This is a genomic window from Rhodococcus sp. SORGH_AS_0303, assembly GCF_030819335.1.
Taxonomy (GTDB): domain Bacteria; phylum Actinomycetota; class Actinomycetes; order Mycobacteriales; family Mycobacteriaceae; genus Rhodococcoides.
In genome coordinates, this window is the sequence record NZ_JAUTBO010000001.1 from 1,117,565 (window position 1) to 1,129,675 (window position 12,111).

At 68.5% G+C, this 12,111-nt stretch carries 12 protein-coding genes; 8 read left to right on the top strand and 4 right to left on the bottom strand.

Going from position 1 to position 12,111, the window contains the following annotated elements; translation table 11 throughout:
• Positions 1–19 precede the first annotated feature (19 nt).
• Entirely contained in the window at positions 20–1,135 is a 1,116-nt protein-coding gene (locus tag QE449_RS05180) for a cellulase family glycosylhydrolase (protein ID WP_307108345.1), read from the top strand.
• Between the two features lie 2 nt (positions 1,136–1,137).
• Here the strand turns inward: QE449_RS05180 and QE449_RS05185 are convergent, their stop codons facing one another.
• A complete protein-coding gene (locus tag QE449_RS05185) occupies positions 1,138–1,719 on the bottom strand; it encodes an excalibur calcium-binding domain-containing protein (protein ID WP_051613121.1) in 582 nt (193 codons plus the stop codon).
• Positions 1,720–1,817: 98 nt separating this feature from the next.
• Positions 1,818–3,170, bottom strand: coding sequence for an MmgE/PrpD family protein (locus tag QE449_RS05190; protein ID WP_307108346.1), 1,353 nt, complete (start codon positions 3,168–3,170; stop codon positions 1,818–1,820).
• A gap of 169 nt (positions 3,171–3,339) precedes the next feature.
• Between QE449_RS05190 and QE449_RS05195 the strand changes: the two genes are divergently transcribed.
• Positions 3,340–4,152: a cyclase family protein gene (locus tag QE449_RS05195; RefSeq protein ID WP_056442061.1), complete on the top strand. Its 813-nt coding sequence runs from the start codon at positions 3,340–3,342 to the stop codon at positions 4,150–4,152.
• Positions 4,149–5,564 carry an MmgE/PrpD family protein gene (locus QE449_RS05200; protein ID WP_307108347.1) on the top strand — a complete coding sequence of 472 codons (1,416 nt, stop codon included), beginning with the start codon at positions 4,149–4,151 and terminating at the stop codon, positions 5,562–5,564. The genes QE449_RS05195 and QE449_RS05200 overlap by 4 nt, the downstream gene beginning before the upstream one ends.
• Here the strand turns inward: QE449_RS05200 and QE449_RS05205 are convergent.
• Together QE449_RS05205 and QE449_RS05210 are read right to left on the bottom strand one after the other, a co-directional pair.
• Positions 5,561–6,373 carry a CoA ester lyase gene (locus QE449_RS05205; RefSeq protein WP_307108348.1) on the bottom strand — a complete coding sequence of 271 codons (813 nt, stop codon included), beginning with the start codon at positions 6,371–6,373 and terminating at the stop codon, positions 5,561–5,563. The two genes, QE449_RS05200 and QE449_RS05205, sit on opposite strands and share 4 nt — an antisense overlap.
• A gap of 8 nt (positions 6,374–6,381) precedes the next feature.
• Positions 6,382–7,182 (bottom strand): IclR family transcriptional regulator, encoded by an 801-nt coding sequence (locus tag QE449_RS05210; protein WP_037184784.1) that lies wholly within the window; start codon positions 7,180–7,182, stop codon positions 6,382–6,384.
• 244 nt (positions 7,183–7,426) lie between these two features.
• Here QE449_RS05210 and QE449_RS05215 point away from each other — a divergent pair, with 244 nt between their 5' ends.
• The 5 genes from QE449_RS05215 to QE449_RS05235 are packed head-to-tail and all read left to right on the top strand — an operon-like array spanning position 7,427 to position 12,084.
• Complete coding sequence (locus tag QE449_RS05215) at positions 7,427–8,647, top strand: ABC transporter substrate-binding protein (RefSeq protein ID WP_027504754.1); 1,221 nt, start codon at positions 7,427–7,429, stop codon at positions 8,645–8,647.
• The gene (locus QE449_RS05220; protein ID WP_027504755.1) at positions 8,644–9,627 is read left to right on the top strand and encodes a branched-chain amino acid ABC transporter permease; all 984 of its coding nucleotides are present in this window, start codon (positions 8,644–8,646) and stop codon (positions 9,625–9,627) included. Before QE449_RS05215 ends, QE449_RS05220 begins: the two co-directional genes overlap by 4 nt.
• Positions 9,624–10,667: a branched-chain amino acid ABC transporter permease gene (locus QE449_RS05225; protein ID WP_056442070.1), complete on the top strand. Its 1,044-nt coding sequence runs from the start codon at positions 9,624–9,626 to the stop codon at positions 10,665–10,667. The genes QE449_RS05220 and QE449_RS05225 overlap by 4 nt, the downstream gene beginning before the upstream one ends.
• Positions 10,664–11,383, top strand: coding sequence for an ABC transporter ATP-binding protein (locus QE449_RS05230; protein WP_197027740.1), 720 nt, complete (start codon positions 10,664–10,666; stop codon positions 11,381–11,383). The genes QE449_RS05225 and QE449_RS05230 overlap by 4 nt, the downstream gene beginning before the upstream one ends.
• Positions 11,380–12,084, top strand: coding sequence for an ABC transporter ATP-binding protein (locus QE449_RS05235; protein ID WP_056442074.1), 705 nt, complete (start codon positions 11,380–11,382; stop codon positions 12,082–12,084). Before QE449_RS05230 ends, QE449_RS05235 begins: the two co-directional genes overlap by 4 nt.
• Positions 12,085–12,111: the final 27 nt, after the last annotated feature.

A 12,111-nucleotide genomic window follows, 5' to 3' on the forward strand; every position in this document is an offset into this window, starting at 1 on the left:
TCGGTCGGGGAGTGCGGTCATGCAGGTCGGTAGACGCGTTGCGCAGATTCTGTTGGTGGTGGCGACGGTGATCGCCACCCTGTCGGTGCCGACCGCGTCGGCGGCGAGTCCGTATGTCGGACGCCAGGGCATCGGGCTCAACGGCATCGACTTCCGAAGCAGCTCGAGCGCCCAGCAGGCACAGGCGACCCGGGTCGCGGGTACGGGCGCCAGGTGGGTCCGCATCGAGATCGACTGGTGGTACGTCCAGGACGGTGGGCCGACCGCCTACAACTGGTCTGGTCCGGACGGTGCTGTGGCGGCGGCCAAAGCGAAGTCCCTCAACGTCCTGCTGCTCATCCAGAAGACACCGCCGTGGGCTCGGACCACCAGCGACGGCAGCACACCGCCCACGAACCCGGACGACTACGCGACGTTCGCCGCCAAGGTCGTGACCAGGTATGCGCCGCAGGGGGTTCGGTCGTTCGAGGTGTGGAACGAGCCGAACCTGTGGATGTTCTGGGCCGATCCGGTGACGGGTAAGCCGAATGTGCAGGGTTACGTCGATCTGCTGAAGGCGGCCTACCCGAAGATGAAGGCCGCCACCACCAGTGCCATCAGCATCGTGGCCGCCGGACTGTCTCCCTACGGCACCACGGGTCAGAGCCCGGAAGGGCACGCCGTCTCACCGATCACCTACCTCGATCAGATGTACGACCTCGGCGCCGGACCGTACTTCGACGCCGTCGGCTGGCACCCGTACACCGCGCCCGCGTTGCCGAACGACACTGCCGACTGGAACGCGTGGTCGCAGATGAGCGTCGACTTCACCAATCCCGACGGCACGATCTACCAGAAGAGCGCGCGCACGATCATGACCGAGAACGGCGACGCCGGGAAGCTCATCGTCATGACCGAGGCCGGCGCCGCTACCGCGGGCGACCCGAGCGTCAGCGAGCAGGTACAGGCGACGGCCTACCGACAGGCCGTCGACAACCGCCTGTCCTACTCGTGGGCCGGGCCGATCTTCTTCTACGAGACCACAGACCGCGCCGCGATGACCGCGGTGAACCCCGACAAGGAGAACTACTTCGGGGTCTACCGCTCGAACGGGGTGGCCAAGCCGGCGGTGACCGTTCTCAAGAGCGTGCGCTGAGCTCACTCACACCCGACGCCGTCTCCGTCGCGGTCCAGGTGCGAGCCGTAGCCGGGGTCGCCCACGCGGACGGGCGCTGCGCCGGCGTTCCGAGCCGCGGTGCAGTTCGTGTAGTACGTCGATCCGGACGACTCGGGAACGACGGCCGGCGCGACGTACGGAGCCGGTGCGGGTACCGGCGCGACGAACGGCACGGGCGCCGGGACGTAGGCGCGGTCGACGTCCGGCACGTCGACGTCCGGCACTTCGACGTACGGGGTCTCGACGTACGGCACCGTCGTGGTGGGCGGCGGTGCGTACACGGTGACGGTCTCGGGAGTGGTCGTGACGGCAGTGGTCGTCGACGTCGTGGTGGTCGGCCGCGGGGTGGTGGTCGTCGCGCGGGGAGTGGTGGTCGGTGCGGCCGACGTGGTGGTGAGGGTGGTCTCCGCGCTCGCGGCGACGGGTTCGGGTTCCTGCATCAGCCCCAGTCCGACGACGGACAGGCCCACGAAGGCGGCGACAGCGGCCGTGATCTTGCCCTTGTTGCCCTTCTTGCGGGCCTCGATGTGGGGCGGCTGGAACGGCGGCGGATACGCGGTCATGCAGGTCCTCAGGTGAATGGCAGCAACGGGTCACACCACACGTCGCGCGGGGCGCGCGTCACGTTACAGGCTGGTCGGTTTCCGCCGGAACCCGCTGCTCAGGGCAGTGCGGTCAGAGTTCGGACCACGTCCGAAGAATGCAGGACATCGGTGACCACGCGATCGATCCGCCCGGCGTCCTCCGCGCCGACGAGCCGTTCGATCTTCTCCAGTATCTGGACGTGGTCCAACGGGAAATGGTCGACGTCGCCCACCGGATCCGGTGAACCCGCCGACACGGTCTCGCCGGAGACGAGAACGATGTCGACCTCCGCGGCGCGTCGGTCGGGCAGCAGCGCCGTGAGCGCGGGCGACGACTCGACGTCCACCCGTGCGCTGAACTCCTCCGCCGCACGGAAGGTCGCGCTGCCGGGCGTCAGGGTCTCCACGTCGATGCTTCCGGCCACCACCGCGGCGGACACGACGAACGGCAGCGAGAACATCGCACCGAGCCGCGTCGAGGGGTGCCGACCGAACAGGGGTTCCGCCAGCGCGTGGGTGCGGACGCGCACGCTCGCGATGTCGGCGGTATCCAGGTTCGTGCGCAGAGCCTGCACGATGTCGACGGCGGCGTGGGTGTACGAGCAGCTGGCATGGCGCTTCGCGTACCCCTGATCGAGGGCGAACGTGCCGTCCGGCGCGGGTGCGAGCCTGTCGGCATCGAGAGTGCCGACGATGTCCCCCAGGGTCGTCGCCGCCGCGCCGCTGTTGTGCACCAGTCCTGCCGAGGACAATCGTGCGGCGTCGAGTCCCGCACGGACGGCGCCGCCGATCCACAGGTTCCGGGCGAAGTTGCCCGCGAGCACCACGGCCCACGGTGCGACGTGCACGAGCGCGGTCGAGGCGTCGATCGCGGCCGCCGTGCGCTCGGCGTCGAGATCCCACACGACGGCAGCGGCGGCGGCGGCGCCGGTCGCTCCCCAGTGTCCGTGGGTGTGCCACTTCGGGTCGCGGGTCAGTGCGGCGCCGAAGCGGGTGGCCACCTCGTAACCGGCCACCACGGCAGCGACGAACCGGTCGCCCGACACCGGCTGCGCGCTGAGGCGGGCCGCTGCGACGGCAGCCGGGAGCACATGGGCGGCAGGGTGACCCGCCGCGTACTTGTTGCCCTCGTCCAGTTCCAGGCAGCACGAGGCGATCGCGTCCAGGTAGGCCGCGGTCTCCACGCCGGTGTGGGCGCCGCGACCGACGGTGACCGTCGTGCCCGGTTCGGCTCGCCACCGCGTGAGAAGCGCGGTCAGTTCCGGTGTCCGCGCTCCCGCCAGGGTGACACCCAGAAGGTCGAGCAGCACGGTGCGGATCCGACTCTCGTACGCGGTACCGGTCGCGGGTAGGTCCACGCAGAACCGCGCCAGATCGTCGATGCGCATCCGCACCTGTTCCGCTGGAAGGAACGCCGTCGAGTCGGTCATGCGGCAACGCTAGGACTGACGCTCGTGCTGGTCAATACATCTGCCGGACGTGATCAGGGCTGCTAGGGTCGGCATCGACAACAGTCAGGCATCGCGGTGTCTCCGGTGGCGATCCGCTCAGCGGAACACAGCTCGCCGTGAACCCCAGTCCAGAGGAGAGAATCGAGCCATGTCGGACAGACTTCTCGAGGCCGTCACGGCCGGTGTACGCACGGTCGATCTCGGACGCCAGCTGCGGGTCGGTATGCCGCAGTCGCCGAATCACCCGCAGTTCTGGCACACGCTTCCGCGTCGGCACGGTGACATGACCCGGTCGGACGGCGGCAGCGCCGCGAACGACATGATCACCACCGGAACGCATGTCGGAACCCACATCGACGCGCTCGCCCACGTCTCCCACGAGGGGAAGATGCACGGCGGTGTCGACGCGGCCGAGGCCGGTGTCGGCGGCAAGTACGTCGAGCTCGGCGTGCACACGATCGCGCCGATGATCCGCCGTGGCATCCTGCTCGACATTCCGGCCGTGCGCGGAACCGAGCGACTCGAGGGCGGCGACGAGATCACGGTCGACGACCTCGAGTCCGCCTGCGCCGCCCAGGGTGTCGAGGTGTCGGCCGGCGACGTCGTGCTGATCCGCAGTGGGTGGGCGCAGTTGTTCGACGAGGGTCAGCCCTATGTCGGTGGTCCGTCCGGGGTTCCCGGCGTCGGCGAGCCCGGCGCGCAGTGGCTCGCGTCCCGAGAGGTGCACGCCGCGGGCGCCGACACCATCGCCTTCGAACGCCTCGCGCCGGGCGGTGGCCACGCGCTGCTCCCCGCTCACCGAGTCCTGCTGGTGGAGAGCGGCATCTACATCATCGAGGCCCTCGATCTCGAGGAGCTCGCACGCACCCGGACGTACGAGTTCACCTTCGTCCTGGTGCCGCTCAACATCTTCGGCGCCACGGGATCGCCGGTGCGCCCCCTTGCGGTGGTGTCGGCATGACCGAGTCCACACTCGCCCGCACGCTGGCGGAGTTCGCGGTGGAGCACTCGTTCGACGATCTGCCTGTCGACGTGGTCGACAGCATCGGGCTCCGCGTCCTCGACACGCTCGGGATCGCGATCGCGGCCACGGAACTCGACACCAGTGCGATGGCCGCCGCGTGGGCGCGGGAGCAGGGCGGCCGGGCCGTCGCCTCGGCCGTCGGCGTGGAGGAGAACCTCCCGCCTACCCTCGCGGCCTTCGTCAACGGGGTGCTCGCGCACTCCCTCGACTTCGACGACACCCACCTGCCCTCGGTACTGCACCCCAGCGCGTCGGTGGTACCGGCCGCACTCGCCGCGGCGCAGCAGCACGGTGCCTCCGGCCGGGACCTGGTGCGCGGCATTGCGATCGGCCTCGAGGTGTGTGTCCGCCTCGGCATGGCGGGTTTCGATCCGGAGACGAAGAACTCGGTGTTCTTCGAGAACGGGCAGCACGCCACGTCCATCTGTGGAGCCATGGGCGGCGCGGCCGCTGCCGCGGTGATCGGCGGCGCCTCGGCCGACGGCATCGTCGACACGCTCGGTATCGCGGCGTCGATGGCGGCCGGCATCATCGAGGCGAACCGCACCGGTGGCACGGTCAAGCGCATGCACTGCGGGTGGGCGGCGCACTCGGGCGTGTCCGCGGCGGGTCTCGCTCGGCACGGCATCACCGGACCGCCGACGGTGCTCGAGGGCAGGTTCGGATTCTTTCAGGCGTGGTTGCACCAGAGCGGGCGCGCCGCCGAGATCACCGACGGCCTGGGCAGCACCTGGGCCGCGCCGGGTCTCTTCGTCAAGCCCTACCCGGCCAACCACTTCACGCACGCGGCTCTCGACGCGGCGGCCGCGTTGCGGAGTCGGGGCATCACGCCCGCGGACGTCGAGCGGTTCGTCCTCGGTGTCCCCGCTGCCAACCTCCGGACCATCGGCGAACCCATCGAGGTCAAGCGCACACCGCAGACCGGGTACATGGCTCAGTTCAGCGGGCCCTACGCGGTGGCGGTGGGCATGCTCGGTGGCGGTGGACTCGGTGCGGTACTGGACGACTACACCGACGAGAAGGCCACGTCGACGGAGCGTCGCGACATCATGGCGCGCGTCGACGTCGTCCCGGACGCACAGTGCGACGCCATCTTCCCGCACCAGTTCCCGGCCGTTCTCACGGCGCACCTCACCAACGGCACCACCGTCGTCGAAGAGGTGTTGACCACGCGCGGTGGACCGGAGCGGCCGTTGTCGTTCGAGGACGTTCGAGCGAAGTTCTCGGCCAACGTCGACGGTCTGCTGAGCGTGCAGGCAGCCGACGCCTTCGCAGCGCAGTGCGCCGGCCTCGCCGACCTCGAGGACCCGGGCGTGCTGTTCGATTCGATTCGTACTCTGGGGAATTAGAGTCGGACGCGGGCCAGGATCTCCCGGGCGCCGCGGACCACGGCTTCGTCGACGAAGCGTCCGTCGTCGTCGACCGTAGGCCCACCGGCCGCCCGGTCGAACAGGTCGACGAGGCGCTCGGCCCGGCGCACGTCGTCCGCCGCCGGTGTCAGGGCATCGTTGATCACGGGCACCTGACCGGGATGCACCGCGGTGCGGGAGCGGAAGCCCATGTGCACGAAGTGCGCGGTGGTGGTGACGAATGCGTCGAGGTCGCGGAACTCGGTGGAGGTCGGTGCGATCGGCGCCTCCAGACCCGCTGCTGCGCAGCCGATCACGATGTCCGCGCGGATGGCGTCGATCACGTGCTCGGTGTCCGCCGCGCGGGTGATCCGCAGATCGGCCAGCAGGTCCACCTCGCCGATGCCGACGGTCACCAGTCGGGAACTGCTCGCCAGGTCGGTCAGGCCGCGCAGGGCGGCCGCGGTCTCCACCAGACCCACCATCGCGATGTCCGCGTCTCCGAGTCGCTCGTCCGCCTCCGCGAGGGAGGCCGCCCCGCACTTGGCCACGATGATCCCGGTGACGCCGGGTCGGGCCGCCGCGGCGAGGTCCTCGGCGAGGAACTCGGGTGTCACACGAACCCACACCTGCGCTCCACCGTCGCGCGGACGGTCCAGCCACTGCGCGACATCGTTTCTCGCCGTGTCTTTCTGCGCGAGTGGGACCGCGTCCTCGAGGTCGAGGATGACGGCGTCGGCCGGTCCCGAGACGGCCTTGTCGAACAAGGCGGGCTTCACGGCCGGCACGTAGAGGAACGAGCGCGGCATGCGGCGGGTCATCGGGCGGCCCGCGCTTCGAGGCTCTGCGTGATCGCGCGCGCGGCGGCCAGCACCTGACCGGCGTGCGCCACGTGATCGTCGTCGGCGGTGGAGGAGTAGCGGAAGGCCGGTCCGGAGGAGCTGACCGAGCCGAGCACGTGGCCGGCCGCGTCGAAGAACGGGGCGGCGATGGAGGCGGCGCCGGTGTTGCGCTCGTTGATGGAGGTCCCGTAGCCGGTGTCCCTGATCTCCTGGAGCCGGGCCAGGAACGTCGTCTCGTCGGCGTCCGGAGCGCTTCCCCGCAGCTCCTCGAAGGCCTCGTGCGCGTAGTGCGGCGGAAGGAACGCGAGGATGGCGCGGCTCGAGGCGCCGGAGTGCAGCGGGTACTGCGGGCCGATCTCCACCACCATCTTCACCTCCTGCGGGCTCTCGTACTGGTCCAGGTAGACCCGCCGATGCCCCACCAGGACGGACAACGTCGCCGTCTCGAGGGTCTGCGCACGTAGTCGCCGCAGGATGGGAGCGGCGATGGAACGGACGTCGAGCTGGCTCCATGCCTTCGTGCCGAGTCCGATGGCCGCCGGGCCGAGGGAGTAGGTGGACTCGCCCGCCACCGGCTGCACGATCGAGCGCGATGCCAGGGACTGCAGGATCCGGTGCACCACAGCCTTGCTCAGGTCCAGGCGGCGCGCGAGCTCCGTGACACCCAGTGCCCGGTCGGACTGCGCGAAGGACAGCAGGACGTCGGCCACCCGATCCGCCGATTCGGTTCCCGTCGACGCGGAGTCGGTGCCGGTCGAGCTGGTAGTTGCGGCCATGGGGCCAACCTTCCACATTCGCTGAGTACGTGCGCGGCTTCGGCGCGTTCCGCTGAGCGAACCATACCCGTAACAAGAAAGTCATCAAAGAGCCTGTTCTGACCCAGTGATGCGTGTAATACTCAGTACTGCAGGGAATAGCCACCCACTAAGTGGTGCGCTGAGCGGAACACAGGCCGTGTCCTTCGGTCACACGGTTTCCCGAGACTCGGCGCCTCGATCGGCGCGGAAGGCAGATCCAATCATGAGAAAAGTCGTAGGCGTGCTCGCCGCAGTGGCCCTTCTGGGCACGGCTGCGTGTGGATCCTCGTCCGGATCGGACGGTTCGGGTCCCATCAAGATCGGATCCGTGCACCCCACCACCGGTGCGCTGGCCGGTGTCGGTGGACTGATGAACGACGGTGCCGCACTGGCCGTCGAGGACATCAACGGTGCCGGCGGCATCTCCTCGCTCGAGGGGCGTCCACTGGAACTCGTCACCGGTGACAGCCAGGGCAAGGCGGAGGTCGGCCAGAGTGAGGCGCAGCGTCTGATCGACGACGGCGCGGTCGCCCTGGTGGGCACCTATCAGAGTGACGTGACGCAGAACGTCGCATCAGTCGCCGAGCGCTCGCGAGTGCCGCTGGTCATCGACGTCGCGGTCGACGACAAGATCCTCGACCAGGGTTACCAGTACGCGTTCCGTATCCAGCCGAACGCCTCCAGCATGGGTACCGACGGCGCCAAGGCGCTCGCGGCCATCGAGGAGCAGACCGGCCAGCCGATCGATCGCGTGTCGTACCTGCACATCGAGGGCTCGTTCGGTGACAGCGTGTTCGACGCCTTCGAGAAGGAGGCCGCGAACCAGGGCATCTCCTCGGTGCAGGAGATCACGTACCCGGCCACCAACTTCTCCGACGCCACGACGCAGGTGCGCGAGGCCGCGGTCTCCAACCCCGACGTCATCGTCGCGACGGGCTATTACCCGGACGGTCTGCTGATCGCGAAGGCCGTCGAGCAGTTGAACGTGAACGTCAAGGGTGTCTACGGCATCGCCAACGGCGCCTTCGACGACAGTTCCTTCCCTGCTGCCGCCGGCACCGCCGGTGAGGGCGTGCTGTCCGCCAACTACCACTTCGACGCCACCAGCGACCGGGTCAACGACATCCGCTCGCGCTTCGAGGAGAAGTACGGCCGTCCGATGGAGACGGCGGCGATGCTGTCCTACCAGGCCGTCGAGGTCATCGCGGCGGGACTCGAGGACGGCGCCGACGCGGATCCGGAAGCGTTGCGCGAGGCCATCTCCGGCGTCACCATCGACGATCCTCTGCTCGCCTTCTCCGGTCCCATCCAGTTCGACGAGACCGGTCAGAACTCCAACGCGACGGTCATCGTGATGCAGGTGCGCGACGGCCAGGTCACCCAGGTCTTCCCGGACGAGTTCGCCACCGAGGCCATCGAGTTCCCCGCGGGAGCGGGCCGGTGACGGTCGTCGCCGAGAGCGCGGCCACGGAGAAGACCCGGCGCGCCGTGAATCCCGGCGTCGCCGTCGGGGGAGCGCTCGTGGTGATCCTCGCCGTCATCTTCTTCGTCGGCGGTAAGGACCAGGGCCTGGTCGGCCAGGCCATCGTTTCCGGGCTGCTGCTCGGCGGGGTCTACGCGCTGATCTCGGTCGGCCTGACACTCATCTTCGGTGTGCTCGGCATCGTGAACTTCGCCCAGGGCGCGATGCTCACCCTGGCGATGTACATCGTGTACGCGCTCTCGACGGCGGGGTTGCCCGTCTACGTGGCAACGCTTCTCGCAGTCCCCGTCATGTTCGTGTTCGGCATGATCGTGCAGGCCACCCTGCTCACCAAGCTCACCATCGGCGGGAGCCACGAGGGGCCGCTACTGGTGACACTCGGGTTGTCGTTGCTCATCATCAACGTGCTCCTCATGGTCTTCGGTGGTCGGCCCAAGTCGGTCGAGGCGCCCGTGGACGGATCGATCTCGATACTCGGCACCGTCGCGGCCTGGCCTCGGGTGCTCGCGTTCGTCGGTGCCGCGGTCGTGGCCATCGCGCTGAAGTCGGTGCTCGAACGCACGCGCCTCGGGTTGTCGATCCGCGCGGTGGCGTCGAACTCGGAGGGCGCCAAGCTCGTCGGAGTCGACATCGGCCGCGTCTACGCGCTGACGTTCGGTATCGGCGCGGCCTGCGTGGCCGTCGCCGGCGGTCTGATGACACCGTTCACGTCTCTCACCCCGTCGGTGGGCGAGCAGTTCACGATTCTCGCCTTCGTCATCGTGGTGCTGGGCGGTCTCGGCAGTGTCGTCGGAGCCATGGTCGGCGGCATCGTCATCGGTCTGGTCCAGACGGTCGGCGCCCTGTACCTCCCCGGCACCGGATCGCTGATCCTCGTCTTCGCCGTGTTCGTCATGGTGCTCTTTCTCAAGCCCGAAGGTCTGTACGGAGGACGCCGATGACCACCACGACGGATGTCTCGACGGACTCCGCGTCCGACACGCGGCTGAAGGACTCCTGGCTGCGACGCCAGTTGCTCACGCTCGTCATCGGATTCGTGGTCGTCGCCGCGTTCCCGCTCGTGCTCGGCGAGCAGGCGCAGACGGTCGCGGTCCGGACGCTGATCTTCGCGATCATGGCGGTCGGCTGGAACCTCATGAGCGGCTTCGGCGGCATGTTCAGCTTCGGTCACGCGGCGTTCTTCGGCATCGGCGCGTACACCGGTGCGTATCTGCTGGTGGAGCACGGCATCTCGCCGTGGATCTCCATGCTCGTCGGCGCCGTGGTGTCCGCCGCGGTGGGCACCACCATCGCCTACCTGTGCTTGCGCTACCGGCTGGCCGGGTCGTACTTCGCCCTGGCGACGTTCGCCTTCGCGCAGATGTTCCTGCTGCTCGTGCAGAATCTCGAGGTCTTCAACAAGACCGAGGGCTTCAACGTGCCGATCCTGCCGCGTGATTCGTGGTGGATGCTGCAGTTCGAGAAGGGCAGTGCCAATTACCTGTGGATCCCGTTGGTGATCCTGGCGCTCGCGGTGCTGGGCACCATCTTCTACGTCCGGTCCCGGCCGGGGCAGTACGTGCAGGCGATCCGTGACGACGCCACCGCCGCAGCCTCTCTCGGCATCGACACGATGAAGTACCGGCTCATCGCGGTCGCGGCGAGCTGCGCCCTCACGGCCGTGGCCGGCGTGTACTACGTGCAGTACTACTTCTTCGTGGGCCCCGAGCAGGCATTCGGATCCGCGGTGTCCGTCGAGGCCATCGTCCCGGCCGTCATCGGCGGCATCGGGACCATCTGGGGACCGGTGCTCGGCGCCGCGGTCATCGGGCCGCTGTCGGAGCTCATCAACGAGCTGCTGCGCAACCCGCCCGCGTTCCTCGAGTTCCTCCAGGGATCCATCGGACTCGACGTGGCGGTCTACTCGGTGATTCTCATCCTGATCGTGATCTTCCTGCCCAAGGGGATCTTCGGCACGATTCGCGAGAGGTGGCGCAAGTGAGCGTCCTCAGTATCGAGAATCTCAGCAAGTCGTTCTCGGGCATCCACGCGGTGCGCGACGTCAGCATCGACGTCCCGGACGAGCAGTTTCTCGGCATCATCGGCCCCAACGGCGCCGGCAAGACCACCCTGTTCTCGCTGTTGGCCGGCGAGCAGCCGCCGACGTCGGGTCGCGTGATCTTCGACGGCACCGACATCACGGGGTGGCCCGCGGACCGCATCGCGCGCGCTGGGTTGGTGCGTACGTTCCAGTTGATGCGGCCGTTCGAGTCGATGTCCGTTCTCGAGAACGTCACCATCGCCGCACTGTCCAAGCGTAAGTCGCGGAAGGACGCGCGTCGGCACGCTCTCGAGGTGCTCGACCGGGTGCAGCTCTCCGACCAGGTGGGCGGGACGGTGTCGACGATGTCGACGGCCGGACTCAAGCGACTGGAGCTGGCCCGCGCTCTTGCCATGGAACCGCGGGTGGTCCTGCTCGACGAGGTGCTCGCGGGACTCGTTCCGGCGGAACGTGCGCCGATGATCGAGCTGCTGCGCTCCCTGCACAGCGGCGGGCAGACGGTCCTGTTCGTCGAACACATCATGGCCGCGGTCATGGCGTTGTCCGAGCGTCTGGTCGTCATGCACGAGGGCGCGGTCCTCACAGCGGGGGATCCGCGCACCGTCATCGAGGACCACCGCGTCGTCGAGGCCTATCTGGGTGAGGAGACCGCATGATGCTCGAGATCGACGATCTGCACGCCGGCTACCGGCGACTGGAGATCCTGCACGGTGTCACGATGCATCTGGAGAAGGACGAGATCGTCTCTCTCATCGGAGCCAACGGCGCCGGCAAGACCACGACGCTGCGCGCCCTGTCGGGTCTGGTCACGCCCAGCAAGGGCCGCATCATGTTGGACGGCAGCGACATCAGTGGCAACCGCGCCGATCGCATCGTCCGGTCGGGACTGGTGCACGTCGCCCAGGACCGCGCACTCTTCGGTTCGCTGCCGGTCTCCGAGAACCTGGAGATGGGCGCGTACACCCAGAAGCGCGGGTCCACGAAGGAGTCGCTCGACCGCGTCTTCGATCTGTTCCCCATTCTCGCCGAGCGGCGGACCCAGCGCGCGGACACCATGTCCGGCGGTCAGCAGCAGATGCTGGCCATCGGCCGCGCCATGATGTCGAAGCCGCGTGTGCTCACGCTCGACGAACCGTCCGTCGGCCTGGCGCCGAAGCTCGCCGCCGAAGTCCTCGAGGCCATCGTGCGGATCCGCGAGACCGGGGTGACCGTGCTGATCGTCGAGCAGAACGCCGCACAGGCACTCGCGATCTCCGACCGCGCCTACGTCATCGAGAGCGGATCCATCGTGCTCACCGGTACGGGAGCCGAGCTCGCCCACGACGATCGCGTCAAGGCTGCGTACCTCGGCATCTGATGCCGCACCTCTCGTCAGGAGTTTCCC